Source organism: Amycolatopsis nivea (assembly GCF_004522235.1).
In the GTDB taxonomy this organism is placed as follows: domain Bacteria; phylum Actinomycetota; class Actinomycetes; order Mycobacteriales; family Pseudonocardiaceae; genus Amycolatopsis; species Amycolatopsis nivea.
This window is the reverse complement of sequence record NZ_SDLT01000013.1, coordinates 114,519-139,275: the sequence shown is the minus strand read 5'-3', so window position 1 is coordinate 139,275 and position 24,757 is coordinate 114,519. Positions and strand designations below refer to the sequence as shown.

Below are 24,757 nucleotides of genomic sequence, written 5' to 3'. Positions count from 1 at the left end.
GGTACGCGTTGCCCGGGTTGATCTTTCGCCGGGTTCGGCCGCGGATGGGTTGCGGTATCGATGGTTCGGTGCCGCGGTCGCTCGGTGGATCGTCTGATTCGCACGGTTCGCGTTGGCGGGCAAGCGATCTTGCCGCGTCGGCGTCCGGTGCGACTGGGTGCCGGGAGTTCGCCTGCGGGCAACCGGGCGTTTCCGCCGGGGACAGCCCGGGCAGACAGGTCCGCCCGGGCCGATCGGGAAAACGCTCATTGCCGTCCGGTCCGGAATCGGGGTATCGCCAAGCACAAACCGGGGGAACGCTCCCGATATCCGGGAACCATTCAGTCGACCAGTCGAATCGTCGCCGTCGGACTGTGCGAACGACGCCGGGTGATCCCGTGTTCGGCGACGATTCCGAGTTGGATGCTGCGATCGGCGGGCGCCCAGTAGCCCGTGCGCACGAAATAGCCGTCCATTGTGCAGAGCCGGTTCGCGCTCTTGCGGGAACTGATCGCTTCCCAGCCCCATTGCCGTCCGGTCTCCTCGACGCCGTTGCGCCGCACGTGCAGCCGCGGGTTCCCGATCTCCCGGCAGTACGCGCTGCCGTCCGCGATGTACAGCACGCCGTCGACCTTGTAGAACCGCTTGCCGTCCAACAGGCTCACCTGGCCGGACAGGGTGAAGTGCACCCTGCCGCCATGGGCCCCGTCCATCGTCCAGTCGAGACAGAATTCCTTCGTCGGAACCTCGAGCGACTGGGTCATGGCCGTGTCTCCTTTGCTCGCCTTCCGGAGCGTCCAGGAAAATATAAGGAAGAAACGCGTTCCCGACAGGTATCGGGAACCGTTTTCACCCGAAGAGGCCCGGCGGACACGCATCGTGGTCAAGCCCCGATTAATCGGTGGAATTACCGCCGATGGGGTATCGCGGATACGATCAGTGAATTCTCCTTGCCCGAAACCGGTGGCGGCGCACCGGCGCCGGGACCGGCGGGCCGTGCGGGTCGTGTCGGCAGCGTGACATCTTCCATGACGCTTGTCATAGTTCCGGCCGTGTGCCACCCTCGGGTTATGACGACTGTCATGACCGCCGTGCGACCGGCCACCGCCGGTTCCGTGGCCGACCTCGTCCGCGCCTGCTCGCCGGAATCGCTGAGCCGCCGGTTCACCCTCGGCGGCCCGATCGAGCCGGACGCGGTCCTGTCCAGGTACCAGCGATTCCTCCTGGTCGACACGGCCCTCGTCGCCGAGGTTTCGGGCGTGCCCGCCGGGCTGCTGAACGCGGTCCCGGAGGACGACCGCCGCGTCGAACTGGGGCTGCTCGTCGCCGACCGATGGCAGCGGAGGGGCATCGGCCGCGGCCTCGTCCGGCTGGCCGCGGAGCAGTGGCGCGGCTGGAAGCTGCACGCCACCGTGCAGGAGGGCAACGTCGCTGCGGAAGGATTGCTGCGGGCGTGCGGGTTCCGCTTCGTCCCGGGATACCGCGGCGAGAACGAGTACGAGCTGACGGTCACGGAGGAGACGCTCGATGACGGAACGGCCGGCGCGCGACCGGATGGTCTTCAGCGCTGCGCAGTTGCTGCGTACGCAGGGCTTGAGCGGCACTGGCATGCGCGAGGTGGTAGCGCATGCCGAAGCGCCGCGGGGGTCGCTTCAGCACTACTTCCCGGGCGGTAAGGAACAGCTGTTCGGCGAAGCCATCGATTGGGCAGGGCGCTACGCCGCGCGACGCGTGACGCGCGCGATGGACTCGCTGCCGGACCCGACGCCGTCCGCGCTCTTCGCCGCTGTTGTCGAGAACTGGCGCGCGGAGTTCCTCGAGATCGGCTACGACTACGGCTGTCCGTTAGTCGCCACAGTCACCGACACGGCGGCGTCGAGCGAGCCGTTGCGTGAGCGTGCGAACGACGCCTTCGCGCAGTGGCGGAAGCCCATCGTGTCCGCGCTGCAGCAGATGGGCGTACCGGCGGCGCGCGCTGCTTCGCTGGCAGTGTTGATGATCAGCGCGCTTGAAGGAGCGTTAGTGCTGGCCCGGGTCGAGCACTCGGTGACGGCGCTTGACACGGTTGTCGAGGAGCTAGGTCCAGTTCTCGACGCCGCTGTGGACAAGCGCCGCCGTCGCTAGCGCCTGTCGAGCTTCGCGCGCAACGTGGCGACAGTGTCCGGGTCGTGCAGCAGTTCGGCGAAGTGCTTGGACTCCGACTCCATGCGCTCTTCGACGCTCTCGTCAGTGCGGTCGTGCAACAGCGCGCGCGTCGCTGTCAGCGCGCGTACTGACCGCTCCGCGAGGGTCGCGACGCGTTCTGCGACGCGCTTACTGAGCGCTGTCTCGTCAGGGAGCACTTCGTTGACCAACCCGAGTTGCGCCGCTTCGACCGCAGGCAGGCGTTCTCCGAACAGCAGCAGCTCCGTCGCACGCTGCGGTCCGACTCGACGCGGCAGCGCGTAACTACTGCCGAACTCCGGCACCAGCCCCAACGGTACGAAGGGGAACTGCAGGTAGCTGCGTTCGGTGGCGTAGACGAGGTCGCAGTGCAGCAGCAGGGTCGCGCCGATGCCGACAGCGGGACCGTCGACCGAGGCGACGACTACTGCCTGCGTCGCGAGCAACGCCTCTTGGAAGACCCGCGCAGGCGTCTTCGTGCGGTCACCGGCTTCGTGCGCGAGGAAGTCGCCGAGGTCGTTGCCCGCGGTGAACGCACCGCTGGCTCCGCTCAGTACGACGATCGGCGTGCGGACAGCGTCGAAGGCGTCCGCGAGGGCGACGTACATCGCCTTCGTGAGCGCGTTCCGCTTCTCCGGACGGTTGATGGTGATGGTGGTGACCTGTCCGTCGACAGTCGTCTCGATGCTCATTCACAGCTCCGCAACAGCAGCGAGCAGCAGATCAACTTCCGCTGCAGTCGTGTACGGCGCGATGCCAGCGCGTACGGCACCAGTGTCGCCAAGACCGAGATGCCGAGCGCACTCGATGGCGTAGAACGTCGAAGCAGGCGCGTTGATCCCGCGCGCGCCGAGACGCTCGTACACCGCCTGCGGCGTCAGCCCGGTGACCGAGAACAACACTGTCGGCGTACGGCGACGCGTCGGCGAGCCGTATCGAACGACGCGCGGCAGTGCGGCGAGCCCGTCTTCCAGACGCTGCAACAGTGCGTCTTCGTGCTCTTCAAGCGCCGTAAGCGACGTACGCAAACGTTCGCGACGACTGCCTTCACTCGGCACGAGCCCGGCGAGGAAGTCGATAGCGGCGGTAGTGCCCGCGAGGAGCTCGTACGGCAACGTACCCAGCTCGAAACGCTCCGGAACCGCGTTGCTCGACGGCAGCAGCTTGTCCGGCTGCAACGTCTCCAGAAGATCCGGTGCGGCGGCGAGAAGGCCGAGGTGCGGTCCGAGGAACTTGTACGGCGAGCAGGCGTAGAAGTCCGCACCCAGCGCGGCGATGTCGACCACTGTGTGCGGCGTCAGGTGCACGCCGTCCACGTAGCTCAGCGCGCCTGCTTCGCGGACCGCGCCGGTAATCGCCGGGATGTCCGGACGCGTGCCCAGCAGGTTGGAGGCAGCAGTGACCGCTACCAGGCGCGTCCGATCAGTGAGCAGTTCCGTGATCGATGACGTCGGCAACTCGCCGGTCTCGGGATCGAAGTCCGCCCAGCGAACAGTCGCACCGCGCGCTTCGGCCGCCTGGACCCACGGCCGGACGTTGGCGTCGTGGTCGAGCCGGGTGACCACGACCTCGTCGCCCGGCCCCCAGTTCTTCGCGAGCGTGCGGGAGAAGTCGTAGGTCACCTGCGTCATGCTGCGCCCGAACACGACGCCCTCCGGTTGCGCGCCGAGCAGGTCAGCGACAGCTTGCCGGGCTTCGCGCACGACGCCGTCCGCGCGGCGCTCCGCCGCCGTGACGGTGCCGCGGTTCGCGATGGCGGCGCAGAGGGTCGAGGAGACCGCTTCGCCGACCACGTCCGGGACCTGGGAGCCACCGGGTCCGTCGAAGTGGGCAGCGCCGTTCTCGAGCGCGGGGAAGTGCTTGCGGATCGCGTTCACGTCGTAGGCCACGGCTGCCAGCTTGCCTGATCCCCGGGCGAGTGTCGTGCTCCGCGCGGGTGCGATCATGCCGCTGTCCCGTTGCCCTTGGAGAGGGGTTCGCCGGTGCTTGCCGAACAGGTCGAAAAACTGCTCGCCCAGCCGTTGCCGTGGCCGATCGTGCAGGCAGGCGACCCCGTGCTGCGCGCCGCCGCCCGCCCGTACGAGGGCGAACTGAGCGACGAGCTGCTGTCCGGACTGATCGCGGGCATGAAGGAGACCATGCACGCGGCACCCGGCGTCGGCCTCGCGGCTCCGCAGATCGGCCTGTCGGTCCGGATCGCGGTGGTCGAGGACGGTGCCCGCGAACGCCCCGGCGTCGCTGAGTCCACGCTCGCCACCCGCGGGATCGTCCCGCTGCCGTTCCGCGTGCTGGTGAACCCCGAGTACACCCGAGTGGGCGACGAAACCGCCGCGTTCTTCGAGGGCTGTCTGAGCGTGCGCGGATGGCAGGCCGTCGTCGCGCGCCCCCTGCGGATCCGGCTTCGCGGCACCGACGAAACCGGTGCGGCCCTGGACGAGGAAATGTCCGGCTGGCCAGCACGAATCGTCCAACACGAGACCGACCATCTGCACGGCATCCTGTACCTGGACCGAGCCGAACTGCGCTCGCTGTCCACCCACGAAGCCGTCGCCCGCCGCTGGACCCAGCCGACCCCCGCCGACGCCGCCCGCGAACTGGGCTTCGACCTCCCCTGATTTCTCGCCGGCCCGTTTTTGTCGGTGCCCGCTGATACGTTCCTCCGCAGTTGCCCCGCCCGGGGCTCGCCACTGGGGAGGACCCTGATGAACTCGTTGCAAGACAAGGCAAATCTCTTCCGCGAACTGCACGCGGCTGATGTTCTCGTGCTGCCGAACGCCTGGGACGCAGGCAGCGCAGTCGCCATCGAACGCGCCGGTGCCCCCGCGATCGCCACCACCAGCGGAGGCGTCTCCTGGGCCCTAGCCAGAGGCGACGGCCAGCACCTGTCGCGGGCGGAAATGCTGACCGTGATCGCCCAAATCGCCGCAGCCGTAAAAGTCCCAGTAACCGCCGACGTAGAAGGCGGCTACGGCCTAGCCCCCTCAGCGGTCGCCGAAACCGTGCGAGGCGTGGTGGAGGCGGGCGCAGTCGGCGTGAACCTGGAAGACTCCCGCGCCGGAACCGCCACCCTCTTCACCCCCGATGAACAGGCAGAACGCTTCACCGCAGCCCGCGCCGCCGCCGCGACGGCCGGTCTGTCGGAACTGTGGATCAACGCCCGAACGGACGTGTACCTCTTCGGAATCGGCGAACCCACCGGCCGCTTCGACGACGTCCTGACCCGAGCCCGCGTCTACGCCGACGCCGGAGCGGACAGCATCTTCGTCCCCGGCTTGACGGACGTCGAAGTCCTGGAAGAACTGGCAAAGTCCTCGCCGATCCCGGTAAGCGCCATGGCAGGCCCGGGTGCGCCCCCAGTGTCCGATCTGGCTGCCGCTGGGGTGCGCCGAGTGAGCGTAGGAACGTCCATCGCCCAGGCGGCTTACTCCCTGGCCCACCATGCTGCGGCAGAGGTGCTGAAGCAGGGGACTTACGGGGAGGTGACCGGTGCGTTGGACTTTGGGACGGTGAACGGCTGGTTCAACTGACTCTCGGCGGAGGACGGGAGCCGCTGGAGTGGGGCGCCGCGGGCAGGCGATCTGAACAGGCGGGCGAGGCGAACTGGAGAGACAGGCGAGGCGAGCTGGGGCAGACGGGGGAGGTGAGCTGGGGCAGACGGGCGAGGCGGGACGCTGGCTTGCCCTCAATCCGAGCCGCCACTCACCCCACCCAAACCGCGATCCGGCCGCCCGGCTCGACTGCAACTCATCCCGCAACCAGCCACCCAGCCGCGGCCGACTCACCTCGCAACCAGCCACCCAGCCGCGGCCGACTCACCTCGCAACCAGCCACCCAGCCGCGGCCAACTCACCCCGCAACCAACCGCCTGCCCCGCTCCAGTTCCAGCAACCTCCGCTTGCACTCCACCCCAGCCGCGTAGCCGGTCAGCGATCCGTTGCTGCCCAGCACCCGGTGGCACGGCACCACGATGCCGATGGGGTTCCGGCCGTTCGCCAGGCCGACCGCGCGGGACGCCGTCGGGCGGCCGATCGACTCGGCCAGTTCTCGGTAGGTCGTCGTCTCGCCGTACGGGATCCGCAGGAGCGCCCGCCACACCGTCTCTTGGAAAGGAGTGCCGCTGAAAGCTAACGGAAGGTCGAACTCGACCCGGTCGCCGGCGAAGTACTCGTTCAGCTGACGGGTCGCCGCGGCGAACGGGCGGTCGTCCCGGTCGCCGAAGGCGGCTCGGGGCGGGCGGTACTGCTCGTCGCCGATGTAGAGGCCAGCCAGGCCGCCGTCGCGGGCCATGAGGGTCAGCGGGCCCTCGGGGCTGTCGAGGACGGTGTGCACCACGGTCATGCCGATTCCTCCGCGGGGATCCGGTTGATCGGGTGGTCGCCGGTCGCCCACAGGTGCTGGACCGCGTACGCACGCCAAGGCTGCCAGCGGGCGGCGTGCGCGATCAAGGCGGCTGGACTTGGTGGCAGGCCTAGGTTTTCGGCCGCGATCTTGACGCCTAGGTCGGTCGCGACAAAGGCGTCCGGGTCACCGAGGGCGCGCATGGCGATGCTCTCCACCGTCCACGGGCCGAAGCCGGGCAGGGCGGCCAGTTGTGCGCGGGCGTGGACCCAATCGCCGCCTGCGGTCAGGTCGACGTCGCCGGAAGCCAGGGCCGACACGAGACCCAGCAGGGTTGCGCGGCGGGACTTCGGCATGGCCAGCGTTTCCGGGTCCAGTTCCGCCAGCGATTCGGGGGACGGGAACAGGTGCGTCAGGCCGCCTTCCCGGTCCTCGATCGGGGTGCCGTGTGCCAAGACCAGGCGCGCTGCGTGGGTGCGGGCGGCCGCGGTCGAGACCTGCTGGCCGAGGACTGCTCGCACGGCGAACTCGGCCGAGTCGGTCGTGCGCGGGACGCGCCTGCCGGGTGCGGCGGCGACCAGGGGAGCGAGGGTCGGGTCCGTGGCGAGCTGTTCGTCGACGGCTACCGGGTCGGCGTCCAGGTCCAGCAGCCAGCGGCAACGGCTGATCGCGGCGGCCAGGTCGCGCAGGTCGGTTAGGCTCAGGCGGCACGCGACGTGGTCCGGCTCCGGGCGGAGCGACACCACGCCGTGGCCGTGCGGCAGTCGCAGGGTGCGGCGGTACGCGCCGTCGCGCCATTCCTCGACGCCCGGGACCGCGGTGGCGATCAGGTGCCCGAACAGGTTGTCCGGACACAGCGGCCGACGGAACGGGAGCCGCACCGACAGCACTCCCTGCGACTTGGTCCGCTTGCCGCCGCGGACGCGGGAGCGCAGCTCGCTCGGCGTCAGGGCGAAGACTGCCCGCACGGTTTCGTTGAACGTCCGGATGCTCGAAAACCCGGCCGCGTGCGCGATGTCGCTCATCGGCATCGTCGTGGTTTCGATCAGCAACCGGGCGGTCTCGGCACGCTGGGCCCGGGCGAGGGCGAGCGGGCCCGCGCCCAGTTCGGCCTGCACCTGGCGTTCCACCTGCCGGACGCTGTACCCGAGTCGCGCGGCCAGCCCCTGCACGCCTTCGCGGTCGACGATCCCGTCGCCGATCAGGCGCATCGCGCGCGCCACCATGTCGGCGCGTTCGTTCCACAGCGGCGAACCGGGCGACGCGTCGGGCCGGCAGCGTTTGCAGGCGCGGAATCCAGCGGCCTGCGCGGCGGCGGCGCTCGGGTAGAAGCGCATGTTCTCGACCTTGGGCGGCACCACCGGGCAACTCGGGCGACAGTAAATCCCCGTGGTCAGCACCGCGGTGAAAAACCATCCGTCGAACCGGTCGTCTTTCGACTGCACCGCGCGGATACAGCGTTCGGTGTCCTCGTACACGCCGACCAGTCTGCCCCGCCTCGCGCGCGAAACCTCGCGAAAAAACGACATCACCCTGGCGGGGCAACCTGCTCCCGGTCCACCGCCCGCGTGTCGACGACCGACAATCCGCACACCAGCCCGGTCAGGCCTCGGTGTCCGCGAGTGAAGACCATGAACACCAGATGCGCCAGCAGCCACAGCGACGTCCACCCGGAATCCAAGCCGACCAGGATGAAATAGCCGCCCGAACCGACCAGGAACCGGACGATCGACTGCAGCATCGACGGCGGCCGCCCGTCCGCGCGCACCACCGTCAGCAGAACCGCGCGCTGACCAGGCGTCGCGCCGTTGCCCGCCAGCGGCACGAGCAGCAGCAGGACCGCGGTGGGCACCCAGCGGCCGAGGACGTCGTCGATCAGCGTGTTGTTCTGCAGCGTGCCCTTCGTGACGTACTGGACCGCGAGCGCGATCATGCTCAGCACGACACCCACCAGCGTGACCGAAATCAGGTCGAGCACCATGCCGAGCAGCCGTCGCCGGGCGAGGACCGGGCGCGGTTCGTCGGCCGGGCGCAACCGTCCAGAGCGCCGCAGCACGGGCGCGAGAAGTGCGCCGACCCCCGCGCCGACGGTGTTGGACAGCAGGTCGCCGGTGTCGAACAGCCGGTACGGGCACTCCATCAGGAACCACACGCCAGTCAGCTGGGTCGTCTCGATGGCGAGCGACACGAAAAACCCGCTGACGATGGCGAAACCGATGCTCCGCCCGAACAATCGGCGCACGAACACGCCCCACGGCACGAAAAACGCGACGTTGAACAACACCTGGCGCAGCGCGGGATTGTCCAGCAACCCGGTGTTGAACTGCCGCATGTCTTCCAGGAACTGGAGCGGATTCCACACCGGGTGCCGCAGCGCTTCGTGCGTCGCGCAGTACGCCGCGTCGACGTCCGGCAGCGGCAGCAACGTGTAGGTGACCAGCGCGAAGCAGTACACGAGGAACGCAGGCGCGGCGATCGCGCGCAGCAGGCCGAGTTCGCCGCGTTTGCGATAGCTGATCGCGACGTACGGAACCACCAGAACGAACGCCAGCCCGAACCCGGCGAACACGGCGATCAGCGTGGGACCGCTCCACTGAGTCATCGTTCCTCCACCCCGCGTGAGCGCACAGGCTAGCGGGCGGCAGTAACCTGGGCACGCGGGAAGGAGGAGCAGTGGACGACGACATCGAAGACAACGCCGACACCGGCGTGCTGGATCCTGAAGACACCCTGGAGGACGGCGACCCCTACGACGAGGGTTATTCGCCGCCGGAACGTCCACTCGCGACTCGCGACTGGGGCACCACCGCCGCGGAAGAAGCCGCCGGGGAAAGCTGGGCGGGCAGGCTGGCCCGCGAACTCCCGGACATCCGGGCGACCGACGGCGACGGTCTCGGCGACACTGACGACACCGACGGCGAACTCGTGGACGACGAGGTCGGCGACTTCCGCGCGGGCCGCTTGGTGGCCGCCAACGCGGGCTTCGGCCCGGACACCGAAGACGAGTTGTATGCGTCCGACATCGGCATCGACGGAGGCGCGGCCTCGGCGGAGGAAGCCGCGGTGCACGTCGTCAACCCGCGGGATTTGTGACCGGCCGGCAGCACCGGGACTAGTCCGCCGGATCCCCGATCCAGACCGACGCCGGAAGCACATACGGCCGCAGCAGCTTGACCAGTTCCGGGTCCCCGCCGCCGTGCAGGGTTTCCTCGGTGAGCCGCCGGGCGACTCCGGCCAGGAAATCGGCCAGCTGGACCCGCGGTTCGGACCTCGAGTCGACGAATCGCCACCGCGGCACCGGATCGAGCAGCTGGGCGAGCCGGGCCGGAGTGAGGGACGGCTGCTCGTCGTGGATGACCAGCTCCGGACGCCAGAACGCGATCGTGTCGGCGAGCGCGGGCATCAACGGGTCGATCGGCGAGACGAGACCAGGGTCGGCGAGGAGTTCGTCGCGCAGTGCGGTCACCTGCGGGCGAGCCGCGACAAGTTCGCCGAGGACGTCCGTCTGGGCGAAGAACTCGGCGGGGGTGGTCGCGGGGAGGCGGCGGTTCGAGGTGCGCAACAGCCCGGTGAACGAGCGCAGGAATTCGGTCCAGCGCCGGGTGCCGTGAATGCGCGGGCCGTCTCGGTGCAAGGCGCGGGCGCGGCCGTCCGGACGGTGGCGCAGGCATTCCGGGTAGGGGGTCCGGTCGACGAGCAGGTCGACGATTTTGCCCGCGAGGAACAGGGTTTTGTCGACGAGCAGGACGCTGGCGGCGTCGGCGAGGGGTTCGGTGAGCAGCCATTCCAGGGCCGCGCGGTTCTTGGCGCGCAGGAGGTGGTTGGCTTTGTACTCGAGCGCGGGCGAACCGATGAATTCCCGCAGCCGCGCAACGCATTCCGCGGCAGCCGCGGGCTCCAGCCGGACGGCGGCGTGCGCGAATACCGCGGTGTTCGCGCCGACCAGGTTCACGCCCTCGGAGCCGGACTCGTCGCACGCGATCGTCGGCGGCCGCACATGCTCGATCCTGCCAGGTCCGCGGGGCGGAGGCGACCCCATTTCTCCAGGGAACCCCTGAGGTGGATTCCCGGATGTGCGGGCGGCCCCGGACGTTTCACCATGAAGGGGACGGAGGGAGCCGGTCATGGTGCTCGTCGAGGAGGACGTACACGCACTGGACGACGTCCGGCGCGGGCTGGTGGTGGTCCACAACGGATTAGCCGGGGAGTGCTACCTGTGGTCGGTCGGCGGGCGGGTCCCGCTGTGGGAGACGCAGGCGATGGACCGCTTGCGCCGCCGGGGCCTGGTGAGAATCGCCCGCCGCCGAGGGGCACCGGCGAGCCCGGTCGTGCTGACGGATCTCGGTGTTGCTGCCGCTTGAGTCCTTTGTGGACTGACTGGCTCGCGGGGGCAGGCCGGTGGGGCTGGGCGGTTGAACGGCGGACGTGGAGAACGTGCCGGTTTGAGCGGCGGCTGGGGAGAAGGTGCCGGGCTGTGGATGAACGCCGTCGTGCTCTGCCGAGATCCGGCCTGATGCGATGGCCGCCGGTGCGGCGAGTCCGGCAGCGGGGGTTCAAGATCGCGGCATTGTGAGAGTTGCCCGGATGCGATGGTTGCTGGCCGAGCGCCAGTGAGAGTTGCCTGTTCAGGGATCGCGGTGGTTGCGAGAGTCGCCTGAACGCGGCGGGGCCGGGCTGCGATGGTGGCGCAGCCACGGATGCCGTGGAGCGAATGGCAGCGAGAGTTGCCGTGGTCGAGGAACCCCAACTGCCCCGTAACGAACCGCAGCACAGCCCACCCGGACGTTGCCACCCATCCTCGTCGGAGCCGGAACAGCCGCGAGGGCCGGGAACGAAACAGGCCCAGGGTGCCCCGGAGCCGCCGGGAGGGCGGTGTGCGCAGCGCTCCCGGCGGCTCCAGGGCGGTCGGGCGGCCGGGGCGGTGATCCCAGTGCACGACACCGGCGTGCGCCGACCTGGTGAGCAAGCCTTCCGGCTGGATCAGTTGCGAACTTAGCCCAGGTCCGGGGCCCGCAGGCCGCGCGTTCCCCGATCGTGTCGGCGGAACCACGCTGGTGGGCGGGTATCGATCGGGGAGTCGCCGCGAGCACGGACGCGGTGCCGGGAGGGGCGGGGGACTGCACCGGTCGGGGAGCGGCTGTCCAGTGCGGAAGCGGCACCAGGAAAACGGGCCCGCACCGATCGGGGAGTCGCCGCGTGCGTGGACGCGGTGCTGGGAAGGGGGGCGCAGGCCGGGGACTGCCGCGATCGGGGAGCCCCCGCCCACTGCGGCAGCGGCACCAGGAAAACCGGGGCCCGCACCTATCGGCTAAGCGGCACCAGAGCCGCTCGGAGCATCAGGAACGAGCAGTCACCGGCACCGGGCAACAAGCAACACACCTCGGCTACGCGACAATCGGGCCCGACCGGGGGGATGATCGGGGCATGGCCGGGTTCAGGGCCCGTCACCGGCGGGCGGTTGCGGACGAGGCGCTGGTCCGCGCGCTTTTCGAGGAGCATGGGCGGGCGATGCTCGCCTACGCCACCCGGCTGCTCGGCGACCGCGCGGCGGCGGAGGACGTGGTGCAGGAGGCGCTCGTCCGCGCGTGGCGGAGTCCGGACAGCCTGGTCAACGGGCGCGGGTCGGTGCGCGGGTGGTTGCTCACCGTCGTGCGGAACCTGGTGATCGACCGGTTCCGGGCGAAGGCGGCGCGGCCGCAGGAGGTGGCCGAGTCGCCGTCGGGCGGGCCGGTCGAGCGGGATCATGCCGATCAGGTCGTCGACTCGATGGTGGTGCTCGCCGCGCTCGACGGGCTTTCTCCGGAGCATCGCGAGGTCCTCGAGCAGATGTATCTGCAGGGGCGCAGCGTCGCGGAGGCGGCGGAGCGGCTCGGGATTCCGCCGGGCACAGTCAAGTCCCGCTCGTATTACGGGTTGCGGGCGTTGCGGGAAGAGTTCCGGCGAGCGGAAGGGGTGGCCGGATGAACACAGCCGACGAGCACGTCGACCTGGCGGGGTACCTGACCGGTCAGCTCGCCTCGGGCGAGCAACGCGACGTCGAGGCGCATCTGGACGGCTGCGAGCGCTGCCGGGCGGAGGCCGCGTCTTTGCGGGAGGTGCAGAGTTTCCTCGGCGAATTGCCACCGGAGGCGTTGCTGGACGGGCCGCCGGTGGGGGCGGACCTGGTGTTGCAGCGGACCGTCGGCCAGGTCCGGGCGGAGTCGAGCGCGCGGGCTGGGCGGGGGCGGTCGATGGCGATCGCCGCCGCGGTCGTGGTGGCTGCGGTCGCGTTGGGCGTCGGGGTGATGGTGGGGCGGAGTTCGTCCGGGCCCGCGGTGGCGGTGCCGACTACGCCGCCGCCGACCAGCGCGGTTCCTGGCACGCGGGTCGTTTCCGGTGCGGATGCCAGCGGCAAGACCCGGCTGACCGCGAACATCGTGCCGCAAACCGGCTGGGTGCGCGTGGACGGTTCGGTGACGGGCATTCCGGCTGGACAGAAATGCCTGCTCGTCGTGCTCAGCAAGAACGGCGAGCGGCAGGTCGCGGGCGGCTGGATGGTCTCGGAGCGGGCGGCGCGGGACGGCGCGTACCTGTACGGCACGGCGGTGATCGATCCGGCGCAGGTGGCGGCGGTGGTCATCGAGAACACCGCCGGGCACCGGTTCGTCGAGGCGGACGTCAGCTGAACCGCCGGTCGAGCCATTCGCGGGCGGACTGCCACGGCTCGTCGGCCGGGTCGATCAGGCGGAAGTGGTCGACGCCGGGAAGCTCGACGTAGTCGACGTCGTCGCCGGCCGCTTTCGCCGCGGCTACATAGTCGCGGCTGTGCGCAACGGGGACCCGGACGTCGGCGTCGCCTTGCACGACCAGTTGCGGGCATCCGAGCGGGAGCTGCTGGATCGGCGACGCCGCGGGGTCGTCGCCAGTTAGGAACAGTCCGGCGGCGCCTTCGCCCAGTTCCTCGGTTCGGGCGCGCGGAACGTCGGTGATCGGGGCCAGCGCGACGACCCCGGAAAGTCCGCCGGCCAGCAGCGCCAGGTGTCCGCCCGCGGAGTGCCCGATCGCGACCGTCGGCAGCTCGGCCGGTCGGTCGACGGCGGCGATCGCGGCGCGCACGTCGTCCAGGGTTCGCGGCCAGCCGCCGGTGTCGCCGTCGATGCGGCGGTACTCGACGTTCGCCACGTACCAGCCCGCGGCGACCAGGTCGGCGGCCATCGGGTCGAGCTGGTGCAGGTCGTGCCGGGCGCGCCACCATCCGCCGTGCAGCAGGATCGCGGTGCCCCGCCCGCCCGGGGTGCCGCGGAGTTCGACGAACTGGCTGGGCTCGCTGCCGTAGCGGAGGGTCTCCATGCTGGCCATTAGATCACCATCGCGCCAGCCGTTCGTGCACTCGTGCCAGCCCTTCGTGCGCCGCGCGATACGCCTCGTACAGGCCGGTCAGGTCCGTGTCGGGCGTGAAGGTGCGCTCGACGGCGACGGTCGCGGCGGCGGCGGTTTCGACGTCCGGGTACCGGCCCGCGCCGACTGCGCCGAGCAGGGCGGCGCCGAGCGCGGCGCTGTCGTGCACGCGGAGGCGTTCGACGGGACGGGACAGCGCGTCGGCGTGGAGCTGGGTCCAGAGGTCACTGCGTGCGCCGCCGCCGGAGAACGTGACCGACGGAAGGGTTTCGCCGCAGGCTTCTTCGACGGTTTCCAGCACGTGCCGTGCGGAGAACGCGACTCCGGTGAGGACGGCTCGCGACAGGTCCGCGGTGGTGGTGGACGAGGTCAGCCCGAGGAAACTGCCGCGCAGATCCGGATCCCACAGCGGGGCGCGTTCGCCTTGCAGGTGAGGCAGGAAAACCACCCCGGGCCTGCCGTCCGCGGCGGAAGCGAACACGTCCGGCACGGACAGTCCGGACGCTCGGCTCCACCAGCGCACCGCGTCGCCCGCTGCTTGCGTTGGTCCGGCGTGCACGACGAGGTCGCCGCGGGGCGGGAAGGTGACCAGGCCGCGGACCGATTCGTGCCGGTGCGAGGCGGCCGCGACGACCAGCGACGTCCCGCAGGTGACCATGGCGCGGCCGGGTTCTGTTGTGCGGGTACCGAAAACGGCGCCGAACGCGTCCATGGTTCCGACGACAACCGGGGCGTCGCCCAGTACGGCAGCGTGACCGAGAGGTTCCTCGGGAGCGAGCAGTTCCGGCAGCCGGTCGCCGAGTCCGTCCACGAGGGCGACCGCTTCGGGCAGATAACCCGACGCGCCCGCGATGCGCACGCCGGACAGCAGGTCGGTCGCGACGCGTCCGGTGAGCCGCGCGCCGATGAAGTCCTTGGGGCTCAGCATCCATCGCGCACGGGACCACAGCTCCGGTTGCTCGCGCGCGAACCACACGGCGCGGGCCCCCGCGAACGACGCATCGAGCACGATCGGCCCGCCCCAGATGCGTTTTTTGTCGTCGTCGGTGAAGCGTGCGTCGAGTTCCGCGGCGACCTCCGCGCAGCGCTGGTCCTGCCAGATCACCGCCGGGGTGAGCGGCCGCAGGTCTCGGTCGACGAGGAGGTGGGTGTTGACTTGGCTGACTATCCCGGCCGCGCGCACCGCACCGGCGGGGAGTCCGGAAAGGACCGTGCGGAGCGCGGTTTCCGTTGCGTGCCACCAGTCTTCCGGGTCCTGTTCGGCCCAGCCGGGACGCGGCCGCGCGATCGGGTAGGGCACCGAATGCGCCGCGAGTTCCCGGCCGTCCGCCGCGAACGCCGCGACTTTCACCGCGGTCGTGCCGACGTCGATGCCGAGCAGAGCTTCTTCGTCCATGCCACAGGGGTACCAGGAATTCGCTACCGTCGGTGCATGACCTCTGCCGCGGAGAATTACCTGCGCGAGTACCACGATCGCAAACCGGACGCGATGTCCGTGCTGATCGAGTCCGGCCGGGTGACCGGGGACGGCCGGACGAGTTACGAGGTGCTGGCCGACCGGGTCGCGCCCGCGCGCCGGGTGCTCGATCTCGGCTGCGGCGACGGTGCGCTGCTGGCCGTTTTCGCCCGCCGTGGCGCGGAAAAGCTCGCTGGTGTCGACCTGTCCTCGGGGCAGCTGGACCTTGCCCGGCAACGGCCCGAGCTGGCCGACGCGAGGCTGCATCACGGTCGCGCGCAGGAGCTGCCGTTCGAGGATGACAGCTACGACGCGGCTGTGTCGCACATGGCCTTCATGCTCATGGACGACCCCGAGGCGGTCGCCGCCGAGCTCGCGCGGGTGCTGGTTTCGCGCGGGACCTTCGCGTTGGTCGTCGGCGGTCCTGAATCGACGGGCGCGACGCCGGTGTTTCTCGAATTGGCCCGGCCGTTGTTCCGCGAGGTGCCGGAGGAACGGCGGGCCACCTACACCGCCGAGCGGCGCACGTCGAACCGCGAGGGGATCGACGAGGTGCTCGCTCCGACCGGGTTCGCGCCGGTTTCCTGGGAGCCGTACGAGATCGACCTGACCGCCACACCGGACGAGGTGTGGACGTTGTGCTGCGAATCGTATTACTCGACCGACACCCTCGACGACGCCCAACTGGCCCGGCTCCGCTCGGCCTTCTTCGCCGAGACCGAGCACCTGCGCACTGCGGACGGCCTCCTTCCGGCGGGGCTGTGCGTCAACCTGGCGAAAACGGAACTGCTGAAGTGACCGTTCGCGCTACCGTCTCGGACATGATGACGCCTGCCGAAGAGTTCCTCCGCGATTTTCACGACCGGAACCCGGCAGCCGCGTCCGAACTGGCCGAGCGGGGCCGGGTCGACGGACGCTCGGTGTACGAGGCGTTCGCCGACCACGTCGGCAAGCCGGACAGCGTGCTCGACCTCGGCTGCGGGGACGGCGCGCTGCTGGCGGTGCTCGCCGGTCGCGGTACCGGAAAGCTCGCCGGCATCGACCTTTCCGCCAAGCAGTTGGAGGTCGCGCGCGCCCGGGCTGGGCTCGCCGACGCGGACCTGCGACCCGGCCGCGCGCAGGAACTGCCGTTCGAGGACGACAGCTACGACGCGGTCGTGTCGCACATGGCGCTGATGCTCATGTCCGATGTCGAGAAGGTGATCGCCGAGACCGCCCGCGTGCTGCGGCCCGGCGGCGCCTTCGTGATCGGCGTGGGCGGCGGCGGGACCGACGCCCTCGAGGTGTTCCTGAAGGTCGCCCGGCCGCTCTTCGCGGTGGTGGCCGAGGACCGGCAGGTGCCGACCTCCGGCGACCCGCGCAGCCGCACCCGCGAAGGCCTCGACGCGCTGCTCGGCCCGGCCGGATTCGCGCCGGTCGAATGGCACCAGCTGCGGGTGGACCTCTCCGGCACGCCGGATTCGGTCTGGCAGACCTGCCACGACACCTACTACCAGGTCGAAGCCCTGGACGAGACGCAGCTGCTGGGGCTGCGGACCGCGTTCAAGGTAGCGTCCCGGCCGCTGGTGACTCCGGACGGCACGCTCCCGGCCGGGGCGCTCGTCAACGTGGCGACGACACGGCTGACCTGACCGGTGCGCCGAACCACTGCGTGAGCGCGGTTCGGAGCGCTTCGACGTCCGGCTCGGCGTCCGTGGAGGACCAGGCGACATAGCCGTCCGGACGGATGAGCAGCGCGGTGGGTGCGTTGCCGGTTGCCGTGGTGGACACGGTGGTGACGCGGTCTTCCCATGGCGCGGCGACGTCGGCGAGCACTGCGCCGGGCGTCAGGTCCAGCAGTACCGGGCGCGCGGCTTGGTATGCGGCGGTCAGCGGGCCTGGGTCGGCGAGCGGCAAGTCGGGCGCCCACCGGCCGCTGTCCGGGTCGGTGCCGTAGTGGATGTCCGCGCCGGACATCAGGTCGGCGATGTGCTGCCGCGTATCCGGAGAGTCGAGCAGTTCGACGAAGAATTCGCGCAGCGCGGTGACTTCCGGGCCGGGCGCGACGAGCGCGCTCTGCGCCTGGGTGTGCATCACGACGCGCTCGCTCACCGGACGGCGCTCGGCCTCGTAACTGTCGAGCAGCCCCGGCGGAGCCCAGCCCCGCACCTCCGCGGCGAGCTTCCACGCGAGGTTCGCCGCGTCTTGCAGACCGAGGTTGAGCCCCGGGCCGCCGAGCGCGGAATGCACGTGGGCCGCGTCGCCGACCAGCAGCACCCGGCCCCGCCGGTAGGTCTCGGCGATCCGGGTGTTGCCGCCGGACAGCCTGCGCAGCAGGAACGGGCCGGGACCGGACGGCGGTTCGAGCGGCAGATCGACCCCAAGCACCCGCTGCACGCTCGCGCGCAGTTCTTCCATGGTCAGCGGATCGTCCTCGGCGAAATCGGCGGCACCGCTGTGTTCGGTGACCGACAGCGCCGGGTTCGCCGGATCGAACGGCGCGAACACGAACAACCCGGTTTCCGTCCGGTGGTGCTGGAACGGCGGGATGACGCCGGTCTCCAGCTTCAGCCCGCCAGTCACCGGATCGACGAAGGACTGCGGGATCCGCACATTCGCGCTGCGGGACACCGTTTCGTCCCAGCTGACCCCGGGAAAGTCGATTCCGGCGAGCTTGCGCACCGTGCTGCGTCCGCCGTCCGCGCCGACCAGGTACTCAGCGGCGAGTTCGTAGGGCCCGTCCGGTCCCTGCACCTGCACGGTCACCGAATTCTCGTCCTGGGTGAAGCCGGTGATTTCGTGGCCGCGGCGGAGATCGGCGCCGAGCGCGCGGACGTGCTCGATCAGCATCTGCTCCAGTTCGTGCTGCGGCTTCGGCAGGATGTACATCGGATTTCTGGGCAGGTCGGCGAATTCGACCGGGAACGCGCCGAAGACGAACCGCGGGACCGGCGTGGGTTCGGGGACCTCGGCGAGCTTCTCGAACAGCCCGCGCCGGTGCAGCAGCGGCACCACTTGGCCGACGAGACCGTTGGCACGGCGCAGCCCGTCAGGTTCGGCGAGCCGTTCCAGGACAATGGGGCGGACCCCGGCGAGGCAGAGTTCGGCGGCGAGCATCAGGCCGTTCGGCCCGGCGCCCGCGATGACGATGTCGGACATGGGGATCTCCTTGCGGGATCAGGGAAGCACCTCGGCGAGCGTGTCGAACGCCCGGTGCACGATGGCGGTCAGGTCCGCGGACGGGGCGGTGCGCAGCCACTCCTGGATGACTGCCCGCAGCACGCCGCCCGCGGTGGTGGCGATGAGCTGGACGCGGAGATCGTGGACGTCCGCGCCGAGGCGTTCCGCGATCGCCTCGGCCAGTGCTTCTTCGGCCGCGACATTGGCTTTGAGGAATTCGCCCGCCAGCGCGGGTTCGGCGATCATGACCTGGACGCCGGCCGTCCACTGCGGATCGTTGCCGCCGCCGGGGGAGGTGCCGCGGTCGGCGTCGAGCTGCATGAGCGACGCCTCCCGCAACGCGGTCCACAGCGGTTCCGACGCCGGGCGCGCGCGGAGGTGATCAGCGATCCCGCGAGCCCGGTCCTGGTGCCGGGCGACGATCGCTTCGGCCTTGCTGGAGAAGTAATTGTTGACGGTGCGCGGCGAAACTCCCGCTTCGCGGGCGATGTCCTCGATTGTCACGTTCGACAGACCGCGCTCGACTGTGAGCCGGACTGCCGCCCAGGAGATGTCGACCCGGGTCTCTTGGCGGCGGCGGTCTCGCAGGTTCGGTCGCTCGGTCATGAGACCACCATAGCGCGCCGCTTGCGCGACGCGCAAAGTTTGCGTGTTACGCAAGTTTGAGGGCACGAAGAAGCCCGGGGCACGGATGCCCCGGGCTTCGCCGACGCGTCAGTCCTTCGTGCTCTTGAACGCGTCCTTGACCTTCTCGGCGGCCTGCTTGAGGTTGCCCTTGCCCTGCTCCGCCTTGCCTTCGGCCTGCCACTGCTCGTTGTCCGTGGCGTTGCCTACGGCTTCCTTGGCGCGGCCCTTGAGCTCTTCGGCCTTGTTCTCGGCTTTGTCGTTCACGATGGGTCCTCCCTTTCGTGCCTCGCGCTTCGGCTACCCGCTCTGCCGGGCGCCAAACTCGCGAATCGGTGCCCGGCGCGAACCGCCTCGAAACCTCGCAACCGACGTCGGCGAAGCGGCGGGTTTCCCTTTGCGGTGAACGTGTTCTGTCCAGTTGCGAAGGAGTTCCGGGTCGCCGCACTGGTGAAATCGACCGAGGTCAGGCTCGGCGTCGAGTGATCTAGGGCAGCACCCGGCACAGCGCCGCCAGCGCGCCCGACCACGCGCTGGCCGACGGGGTGCTGTAGCCGATCACCAGGGCGTCGCGGTCCGCGGGCGCGTCGGGATGGCGGAACGCGCCGAGCCCGTGCATGGCCAGCCCCTGCCACGCGGACCCTTGCACCACCGCGTCTTCCTCCCCGGGCGGGACGTCCACCAGTACCTGCAAACCGGCGGACAGCCCGGTCACCCGCGTGTTCGGCGCGTGTTCGGCCAGTGCCGCGACGAGCTGGTCGCGCCGGCGGCGGTAGTGCAGCCGCATCGCGCGGATGTGCCGGTCATAGCTACCCGAAGTGATGAACTCGGCCATGGCGAGCTGGTCGAGCACGCCGGAGAACGGGTCGCGGTCGCCCTTGACCTCGGCGGCGGCCCTGGCGATCCGCGGCGGCAGCACCATCCAGCCCAGCCGGAGTCCCGGGGCGAGCGCTTTGCTTGTGGTGCCAAGGTAAATCACGTGCTCCGGGTCTAGTCCCTGCATCGCGCCGACCGGGCTGCGGTCGTAGCGGAACTCGCCGTCGTAGTCGTCCTCCAGCACCAGGCCGCCGGTCCGGCGCGCCCAGTCCACCACCGCGGCGCGGCGGTCCGGATGCAGCGCGACGCCGGTGGGGAACTGGTGCGACGGCGTCAGCAACACCGCGCCGACGTCGGGCAGGTCGTCGAGGCGTTCGACTTTTGCGCCGTCGGCGTCCACCGGCAACTGCGGAGTGTCGAGGCCGACCTTCGCGAGATGCGCGCGATGTACCTGCAGGCCGTACGACTCGACGGCGACTGCTCGCGTTTCACGTTGCTTCAGGACTTCGGCGAGCACGATGAGACTGTGCGACGTACCGGTACAGAGCATGATCTGGTCCGGGTGTGCGCGTACGCCGCGCGTACGGGCGAGGTACGCGGCTACGGCTTCGCGTAGCTCTGGACGGCCGTACGGACCGCCGTAGCCGAACGCGTCGTCTGGCGCGTCGGTCAGGGCGCGGCGCGCGGCTTTAAGCCAGTCTGCGCGGGGGAACGCGGACAGATCGGGTTGTCCGGGGCGTAGGTCGTGCACGATCCGGTGTCGCGAAGCAGGCTTCGGCACGGCCGGTGCGGGCGCGATCTCGGCGCGCGGGGCAACCCGGGTTGCGGCGCCTTGCCGCGCGGTGAGCCAGCCTTCGGCGACGAGTTCCGCATACGCTTGCGCCACGGTGTTCCGGGCGATTCCGAGATCCGCGCCGAGCGTGCGGCTGGACGGCAGTTTCGCGCCCGGGGTGAGCCGTCCGGTGCGGATGGCGTCCCGCAGGGCCTCCATCAGGCCGTCGCGCAGGCGAGGCCCGCGCAGGTCGAGGTGGAGGTCTTCACTCAGCGAACTGGCCCACTCCGTGCGCACGGAAATGGACCATAACAGAGTGCCAATCGCTCGTAGGGTCGAAGTTATGACAACGACAGAACGACTTCCGGTGCAACCGCCCCGCCTCAAGATGGCGGAACTGGCACCCGAGGCCTACAAGACGATGATCCGCCTCGACGCCGCGACCCGGCACGGCCTCGACCCGGCGCTGCGGCAGCTGGTGCTGATCCGGGCGTCGCAGATCAACCACTGCGCCTTCTGCATCGACATGCACTCGAAGGACGCGTTGGCCGCGGGCGAAACGAGCGAGCGCGTCATCCAGCTTTCCGCGTGGGCGGAGTCGAAGCACTTCTACACGGCGAAGGAGGTCGCCGCGCTGGAGCTGACCGAAGCGGTCACCGTGCTCACCGACGGCTTCGTGCCCGACGACGTCTTCGCCCGTGCCGCCGAGCATTTCGAGGACGCCGAACTGGCTCAGCTGATCGCGACGATCACCGTGATCAACGCGTGGAACCGGTTCGCGGTCACGACGCGGATGGTGCCCGGCGAATACGTTCCGGGGAAGCATTGACCTGGTGGTCTGGACCACTATGTGAGCAGGATCGCGGGACGGCATACCGCCGGTTTGCCCGGCGAAGGGAAAAAGGGCGCCCGGGGTTTCGGGTGCCCTTTTCCGGGATTGGTGACTTAACCGATCCAGCGTGATTACTGAGTGTGCTTGGCCGACCTGGTGCATCCAGGGGTGGCCAAGTAAGCAGCTGCTTAACTGCAAGGTGGACCATGGTTTGGTGTCTTCTTGACCGCTTGTGACGGCGACTACTGACGGTGAGATTTACCCGCGAGGGTGAGGTCGATTCCGGATGCCGTAGTTAGCGTGGTCGGCGCGATCCAGGGACGGTTTCCCGGATCGCGTCCGCTCTCGCTGAAATGGGGTTCCGTGATGACCCGGGGTGACGCACCGGTGGTCTGGCTGATTGCCGGCACCCGGCCGGAGGCGATCAAAATGGCGCCGGTCGTGCAGGAGATGCGCCGGTCCGGACGGCTGGACCCGGTGCTCGTCGCGACCGGGCAGCATCCGGACCTGGTCGACCAGGTGCTCTCCGCGTTCTCGCTGACCCCGGACCTGCGGCTCACCCTGAACCGGGTCGACGGCGGTCAGCCCGAGCTATTCTCGCAGCTGGTCACCGGCCTCGACGCGCTCGCCGCGCAGCGTCCGCCCGCGGCGGTGCTCGTGCAGGGCGACACGACGTCCACTGTGGCCGGTGCGATGGTCGCGTTCTGGCGCAAGATTCCCGTGGTGCACCTGGAAGCCGGGCTGCGCTCGTTCGATCTGCAGTCGCCGTTCCCGGAGGAGCTGAACCGGCGGCTGGTCACACAGACCGCGAGCCTGCACTTGGCCCCGACTCCGGCGGCCGCGCAGAACCTGCGTGCCGAGAGCATCGACGACAGTGTCCTCTTGGTTACCGGAAACACTGTGGTGGACGCGATTTCCCGGGTGACGGACCGCGGAGTGTCCTTTGCCGACGGCGCCGTTGCCGACGTGGTCGAGTCGGCGACGCGAGGCGAGTGCCGGTTGGTTCTGGTTACCGCGCATCGCCGGGAGTCCTGGGGCGAGCCGTTGACGCGCATTCTGTCCGCTGTGGACACGCTGCTGGCGCGGCATCCGGACGTTCGCGTGCTGCTGCCGATGCATCCGAATCCGGCTGTGCAAGAGGCGGTGCGCGAAGCGCTGGCTGGCCACCCGCGAGCGGTGCTTACCCCGGCGTTGCCGTATGAGCAGACCGCGGCGGCGATCGCGGCGAGTTCGCTTGTGCTGTCGGATTCCGGTGGCATTCAAGAGGAAGCGCCGACGTTCAAGGTTCCGGTGCTGGTGCTGCGGGACACGACGGAACGGATGGAAGCCGTCAACGCCGGGTGTGCGATGCTCGTCGGAACGGACGCCGACCTCATTGTGGACACCGCGTCGAAGCTGTTGACCGATCCGGCGCTGCGGGCGGCGATGAGCACGCGCGCCAACCCGTTCGGCGACGGCCGAGCCGCGGAACGCACCGAACAGGCGGTGGCCTGGCTGCTCGGCCTGACCGATGAAGCGCCGGAGCCGTTCGTCCCGGAGCGGGTTGAGGTTGTGCAGTGAAGCAACGATTCCCGGCGTGGTTGCGGCTCGGGATGATTGTCGTCGCGGTGGTCAGCCTGGTGGGCGGGATCGTCGTGGTGGTCTCGGACGACGGCTCCGGTTCGGAAGCGGCGTCTCCGATCGAACCGGTGCTGCGGCAGCCGAAAATCGGTCTGGCCGGTCCGGGCGGGCGGGACGACCGGCGCACGTTGGTGCTCTTCGACGACGGGCGGCGGTTGCGGCCGAGTCCGCCCGCGACCCAGGTCGCCGAGGAGGCGCAGGCCAACGCGATCCAGACGGCGAACCTCGTTTCCCGTTCGACTGCTTGGCGAATGCTGCCCGCCGCTGACTACCGGAGCGGCCAGCTGGACGAGTACCAAGCGGTCGTCTACGTCGGCACGGTCTACGACGCGCAGCTCCCGCCCGCGTTGCTGGACGACCTGAGCCGGACCCGGCTGCCGGTGGTGTGGATGGGCAGCAACATCTGGCAGCTGTTCGACCACACGCCGGCGCTCGCCGGAAAGTGGGGTTGGACGTGGGCTCCGTTCCGGGAGGACAAAGTCACGACGGTGTCCTATCGGGACACTGACCTGCGGCGAGATCCCAATGCTGGCGTCGATGTCGTGGGTGTGCGGGTGACGTCGCCGAAGGCGGAGGTGCTGGCGCAGGCGAAGTCCGCTGAGGGAGTGTCGTCGCCGTGGGCAGTCCACAGTGGATCGTTCACCTATCTCGCCGAAGTGCCGTATTCGTACGTCGGTGCGGGCGATCGCTATCTGGCGGCTGCAAACATTCTCCTTAGCGTGCTCGCGCCGGACGCTCCGGCGCGTCGACGTGCTCTCGTGCGGATCGAGGACATCGGCCCGCGCACGCCGCCTGCTGAAGTCCGGGCGATCACCGACTACCTCAGCGGGCACGGCGTGCCGTTCTCGCTGGCGGTGTATCCGTATTACGCGGACCCGCGTGGTGCGGCGAACGGCGGCAAGCCGACGTTCGCGCGACTGGTGGACAGTCCGGAACTTGTTGCGGCACTGCGCGATGCGGTCGCGCGGGGCGGAACGTTGGTGATGCACGGCTACAGTCACCAGTACAACGAGACCGACAATCCGTATTCGGGAACCAGCGCCGCGGACTACGAGTTCTATCGCGCGACCGTCGACCACCAGGACAACGTGCGGCTCAGCGGACCGGTGCCGGAGGATTCGCCGGAGTGGTTCCGCGGCCGCGTCGCGACTGGTCTCGCCGAGTTTGACCGAGTTGGGCTGCCTCGGCCGGATGCGTTCGAGTTCCCGCATTACGGCGGGTCCGCTGTGGACTATCAGGAGGCCGGCCGGGTCTTCCCGATGCGGTACGACCGGGGCAGCTACTACGCCGGTCAGTGCGACGGCGGCCACTGTGGACGGACAGACGTGTCCTATCGCGAGGTTTACGGCCAGTTCTTCCCGTATCCGGTCCGCGACGTCTACGGGACTGTCGTGGTGCCGGAGAATGTCGGGAACGTGGCTCCGGCCAAGTTCAACCAGCACGCCGCCCGCACCGCCGACGACATCCTGTCCGACGCGAAAACCCATCGCGTGGTGACCGACAGCGTCGTCAGTTTCTACTATCACTCGTTTCTCGGCATCGGCGACCTCCGGAAGGTGGTCGAAGGCATCGAGGGGCTCGGCTATCGCTTCGTGTCCCCGGCCGCCGTCGCTGCTTGAGT

26 protein-coding genes are annotated in these 24,757 nt (G+C 69.7%); 13 read left to right on the top strand and 13 right to left on the bottom strand.

Annotation, left to right across the window (positions count from 1 at the left end):
* Positions 1–320: 320 nt before the first annotated feature.
* Positions 321–743, bottom strand: a complete 423-nt coding sequence (locus EIZ44_RS17815; protein WP_037810609.1) for a hypothetical protein — start codon at positions 741–743, stop codon at positions 321–323.
* 318 nt (positions 744–1,061) lie between these two features.
* Between EIZ44_RS17815 and EIZ44_RS45540 the strand changes: the two genes are divergently transcribed.
* A complete protein-coding gene (locus tag EIZ44_RS45540; RefSeq protein ID WP_240690841.1) occupies positions 1,062–1,655 on the top strand; it encodes a GNAT family N-acetyltransferase in 594 nt (197 codons plus the stop codon).
* The gene (locus tag EIZ44_RS17805) at positions 1,588–2,103 is read left to right on the top strand and encodes a TetR/AcrR family transcriptional regulator (RefSeq protein ID WP_238604558.1); all 516 of its coding nucleotides are present in this window, start codon (positions 1,588–1,590) and stop codon (positions 2,101–2,103) included. The genes EIZ44_RS45540 and EIZ44_RS17805 overlap by 68 nt, the downstream gene beginning before the upstream one ends.
* Here EIZ44_RS17805 and EIZ44_RS17800 read toward each other — a convergent pair.
* Both EIZ44_RS17800 and EIZ44_RS17795 read right to left on the bottom strand, forming a co-directional pair.
* On the bottom strand, positions 2,100–2,834 hold the full coding sequence (locus EIZ44_RS17800; protein ID WP_134729828.1) for an enoyl-CoA hydratase-related protein: 735 nt from the start codon (positions 2,832–2,834) through the stop codon (positions 2,100–2,102). The two genes, EIZ44_RS17805 and EIZ44_RS17800, sit on opposite strands and share 4 nt — an antisense overlap.
* Positions 2,835–4,031: a cysteine desulfurase-like protein gene (locus tag EIZ44_RS17795; protein ID WP_134729826.1), complete on the bottom strand. Its 1,197-nt coding sequence runs from the start codon at positions 4,029–4,031 to the stop codon at positions 2,835–2,837.
* Positions 4,032–4,124: 93 nt separating this feature from the next.
* Here EIZ44_RS17795 and EIZ44_RS17790 point away from each other — a divergent pair, with 93 nt between their 5' ends.
* Both EIZ44_RS17790 and EIZ44_RS17785 read left to right on the top strand, forming a co-directional pair.
* Positions 4,125–4,757, top strand: a complete 633-nt coding sequence (locus EIZ44_RS17790; protein WP_205673197.1) for a peptide deformylase — start codon at positions 4,125–4,127, stop codon at positions 4,755–4,757.
* 87 nt (positions 4,758–4,844) lie between these two features.
* Complete coding sequence (locus EIZ44_RS17785; RefSeq protein ID WP_134729822.1) at positions 4,845–5,669, top strand: isocitrate lyase/PEP mutase family protein; 825 nt, start codon at positions 4,845–4,847, stop codon at positions 5,667–5,669.
* Positions 5,670–5,988: 319 nt separating this feature from the next.
* Here the strand turns inward: EIZ44_RS17785 and EIZ44_RS17780 are convergent, their stop codons facing one another.
* Genes EIZ44_RS17780 through EIZ44_RS17770 form a run of 3 tightly spaced genes read right to left on the bottom strand, consistent with a single transcriptional unit; the run spans position 5,989 to position 9,082 of the window.
* Positions 5,989–6,480: a methylated-DNA--[protein]-cysteine S-methyltransferase gene (locus tag EIZ44_RS17780; protein ID WP_134729820.1), complete on the bottom strand. Its 492-nt coding sequence runs from the start codon at positions 6,478–6,480 to the stop codon at positions 5,989–5,991.
* A complete protein-coding gene (locus tag EIZ44_RS17775) occupies positions 6,477–7,958 on the bottom strand; it encodes an AlkA N-terminal domain-containing protein (protein WP_134729818.1) in 1,482 nt (493 codons plus the stop codon). Before EIZ44_RS17775 ends, EIZ44_RS17780 begins: the two co-directional genes overlap by 4 nt.
* Positions 7,959–8,008: 50 nt before the next feature.
* Positions 8,009–9,082 carry a VanZ family protein gene (locus EIZ44_RS17770; protein WP_134729816.1) on the bottom strand — a complete coding sequence of 358 codons (1,074 nt, stop codon included), beginning with the start codon at positions 9,080–9,082 and terminating at the stop codon, positions 8,009–8,011.
* A gap of 71 nt (positions 9,083–9,153) precedes the next feature.
* On the opposite strand from EIZ44_RS17770, the gene EIZ44_RS17765 reads away from it, so the two are divergent.
* Entirely contained in the window at positions 9,154–9,573 is a 420-nt protein-coding gene (locus EIZ44_RS17765) for a DUF5709 domain-containing protein (RefSeq protein ID WP_037810600.1), read from the top strand.
* A 19-nt stretch (positions 9,574–9,592) separates the two neighbouring features.
* On the opposite strand, the gene EIZ44_RS17760 is transcribed toward EIZ44_RS17765, so the two are convergent.
* Entirely contained in the window at positions 9,593–10,477 is an 885-nt protein-coding gene (locus EIZ44_RS17760; RefSeq protein ID WP_134729814.1) for a hypothetical protein, read from the bottom strand.
* A 127-nt stretch (positions 10,478–10,604) separates the two neighbouring features.
* Here EIZ44_RS17760 and EIZ44_RS17755 point away from each other — a divergent pair, with 127 nt between their 5' ends.
* From EIZ44_RS17755 to EIZ44_RS17745, 3 genes are all read left to right on the top strand, one after another.
* Positions 10,605–10,841 carry a hypothetical protein gene (locus EIZ44_RS17755; RefSeq protein ID WP_043836823.1) on the top strand — a complete coding sequence of 79 codons (237 nt, stop codon included), beginning with the start codon at positions 10,605–10,607 and terminating at the stop codon, positions 10,839–10,841.
* Between the two features lie 1,063 nt (positions 10,842–11,904).
* Positions 11,905–12,444 (top strand): sigma-70 family RNA polymerase sigma factor, encoded by a 540-nt coding sequence (locus EIZ44_RS17750; RefSeq protein ID WP_134729812.1) that lies wholly within the window; start codon positions 11,905–11,907, stop codon positions 12,442–12,444.
* Positions 12,441–13,145 carry an anti-sigma factor family protein gene (locus EIZ44_RS17745; protein ID WP_134729810.1) on the top strand — a complete coding sequence of 235 codons (705 nt, stop codon included), beginning with the start codon at positions 12,441–12,443 and terminating at the stop codon, positions 13,143–13,145. Before EIZ44_RS17750 ends, EIZ44_RS17745 begins: the two co-directional genes overlap by 4 nt.
* On the opposite strand, the gene EIZ44_RS17740 is transcribed toward EIZ44_RS17745, so the two are convergent.
* Positions 13,138–13,809 (bottom strand): alpha/beta hydrolase family protein, encoded by a 672-nt coding sequence (locus tag EIZ44_RS17740; protein WP_240691338.1) that lies wholly within the window; start codon positions 13,807–13,809, stop codon positions 13,138–13,140. The genes EIZ44_RS17745 and EIZ44_RS17740 overlap by 8 nt on opposite strands.
* A 13-nt stretch (positions 13,810–13,822) precedes the next feature.
* Positions 13,823–15,253, bottom strand: coding sequence for a xylulokinase (locus EIZ44_RS17735; protein ID WP_134729807.1), 1,431 nt, complete (start codon positions 15,251–15,253; stop codon positions 13,823–13,825).
* A 36-nt stretch (positions 15,254–15,289) separates the two neighbouring features.
* Here EIZ44_RS17735 and EIZ44_RS17730 point away from each other — a divergent pair, with 36 nt between their 5' ends.
* Both EIZ44_RS17730 and EIZ44_RS17725 read left to right on the top strand, forming a co-directional pair.
* A complete protein-coding gene (locus EIZ44_RS17730; RefSeq protein ID WP_134729805.1) occupies positions 15,290–16,111 on the top strand; it encodes a class I SAM-dependent methyltransferase in 822 nt (273 codons plus the stop codon).
* Between the two features lie 23 nt (positions 16,112–16,134).
* Complete coding sequence (locus tag EIZ44_RS17725; RefSeq protein WP_134729803.1) at positions 16,135–16,944, top strand: class I SAM-dependent methyltransferase; 810 nt, start codon at positions 16,135–16,137, stop codon at positions 16,942–16,944.
* Here the strand turns inward: EIZ44_RS17725 and EIZ44_RS17720 are convergent.
* The 4 genes from EIZ44_RS17720 to pdxR all read right to left on the bottom strand — a co-directional run bounded on the left by EIZ44_RS17720 (position 16,916) and on the right by pdxR (position 20,981).
* Positions 16,916–18,451, bottom strand: coding sequence for an FAD-dependent monooxygenase (locus EIZ44_RS17720; protein WP_134729801.1), 1,536 nt, complete (start codon positions 18,449–18,451; stop codon positions 16,916–16,918). The two genes, EIZ44_RS17725 and EIZ44_RS17720, sit on opposite strands and share 29 nt — an antisense overlap.
* A gap of 18 nt (positions 18,452–18,469) precedes the next feature.
* Entirely contained in the window at positions 18,470–19,078 is a 609-nt protein-coding gene (locus EIZ44_RS17715) for a TetR/AcrR family transcriptional regulator (RefSeq protein WP_037810592.1), read from the bottom strand.
* Between the two features lie 108 nt (positions 19,079–19,186).
* Positions 19,187–19,363, bottom strand: coding sequence for a CsbD family protein (locus EIZ44_RS17710; protein ID WP_009082264.1), 177 nt, complete (start codon positions 19,361–19,363; stop codon positions 19,187–19,189).
* A 220-nt stretch (positions 19,364–19,583) separates the two neighbouring features.
* On the bottom strand, positions 19,584–20,981 hold the full coding sequence (gene pdxR, locus EIZ44_RS17705; protein ID WP_134729799.1) for a MocR-like pyridoxine biosynthesis transcription factor PdxR: 1,398 nt from the start codon (positions 20,979–20,981) through the stop codon (positions 19,584–19,586).
* Positions 20,982–21,027: 46 nt separating this feature from the next.
* On the opposite strand from pdxR, the gene EIZ44_RS17700 reads away from it, so the two are divergent.
* The 3 genes from EIZ44_RS17700 (at position 21,028) to EIZ44_RS17690 (ending at position 24,755) form a co-directional block, all read left to right on the top strand.
* Positions 21,028–21,513: a carboxymuconolactone decarboxylase family protein gene (locus EIZ44_RS17700; protein ID WP_134729797.1), complete on the top strand. Its 486-nt coding sequence runs from the start codon at positions 21,028–21,030 to the stop codon at positions 21,511–21,513.
* A 369-nt stretch (positions 21,514–21,882) separates the two neighbouring features.
* Complete coding sequence (gene wecB, locus EIZ44_RS17695) at positions 21,883–23,076, top strand: non-hydrolyzing UDP-N-acetylglucosamine 2-epimerase (protein ID WP_167754177.1); 1,194 nt, start codon at positions 21,883–21,885, stop codon at positions 23,074–23,076.
* Positions 23,073–24,755: a DUF2334 domain-containing protein gene (locus EIZ44_RS17690; RefSeq protein ID WP_240691337.1), complete on the top strand. Its 1,683-nt coding sequence runs from the start codon at positions 23,073–23,075 to the stop codon at positions 24,753–24,755. The genes wecB and EIZ44_RS17690 overlap by 4 nt, the downstream gene beginning before the upstream one ends.
* Positions 24,756–24,757: the final 2 nt, after the last annotated feature.

Coding starts and splice junctions, on each gene's coding strand:
- EIZ44_RS17815 (WP_037810609.1), bottom strand. CDS start 743: ATGACCCAGTCGCTCGAGGTTCCGACGAAGGAATTCTGTCTCGACTGG.
- EIZ44_RS45540 (WP_240690841.1), top strand. CDS start 1,062: ATGACCGCCGTGCGACCGGCCACCGCCGGTTCCGTGGCCGACCTCGTC.
- EIZ44_RS17805 (WP_238604558.1), top strand. CDS start 1,588: ATGCGCGAGGTGGTAGCGCATGCCGAAGCGCCGCGGGGGTCGCTTCAG.
- EIZ44_RS17800 (WP_134729828.1), bottom strand. CDS start 2,834: ATGAGCATCGAGACGACTGTCGACGGACAGGTCACCACCATCACCATC.
- EIZ44_RS17785 (WP_134729822.1), top strand. CDS start 4,845: ATGAACTCGTTGCAAGACAAGGCAAATCTCTTCCGCGAACTGCACGCG.
- EIZ44_RS17780 (WP_134729820.1), bottom strand. CDS start 6,480: ATGACCGTGGTGCACACCGTCCTCGACAGCCCCGAGGGCCCGCTGACC.
- EIZ44_RS17770 (WP_134729816.1), bottom strand. CDS start 9,082: ATGACTCAGTGGAGCGGTCCCACGCTGATCGCCGTGTTCGCCGGGTTC.
- EIZ44_RS17755 (WP_043836823.1), top strand. CDS start 10,605: ATGGTGCTCGTCGAGGAGGACGTACACGCACTGGACGACGTCCGGCGC.
- EIZ44_RS17750 (WP_134729812.1), top strand. CDS start 11,905: ATGGCCGGGTTCAGGGCCCGTCACCGGCGGGCGGTTGCGGACGAGGCG.
- EIZ44_RS17745 (WP_134729810.1), top strand. CDS start 12,441: ATGAACACAGCCGACGAGCACGTCGACCTGGCGGGGTACCTGACCGGT.
- EIZ44_RS17740 (WP_240691338.1), bottom strand. CDS start 13,809: ATGGAGACCCTCCGCTACGGCAGCGAGCCCAGCCAGTTCGTCGAACTC.
- EIZ44_RS17735 (WP_134729807.1), bottom strand. CDS start 15,253: ATGGACGAAGAAGCTCTGCTCGGCATCGACGTCGGCACGACCGCGGTG.
- EIZ44_RS17730 (WP_134729805.1), top strand. CDS start 15,290: ATGACCTCTGCCGCGGAGAATTACCTGCGCGAGTACCACGATCGCAAA.
- EIZ44_RS17725 (WP_134729803.1), top strand. CDS start 16,135: ATGATGACGCCTGCCGAAGAGTTCCTCCGCGATTTTCACGACCGGAAC.
- EIZ44_RS17720 (WP_134729801.1), bottom strand. CDS start 18,451: ATGTCCGACATCGTCATCGCGGGCGCCGGGCCGAACGGCCTGATGCTC.
- EIZ44_RS17715 (WP_037810592.1), bottom strand. CDS start 19,078: ATGACCGAGCGACCGAACCTGCGAGACCGCCGCCGCCAAGAGACCCGG.
- EIZ44_RS17700 (WP_134729797.1), top strand. CDS start 21,028: ATGACAACGACAGAACGACTTCCGGTGCAACCGCCCCGCCTCAAGATG.
- wecB (WP_167754177.1), top strand. CDS start 21,883: ATGACCCGGGGTGACGCACCGGTGGTCTGGCTGATTGCCGGCACCCGG.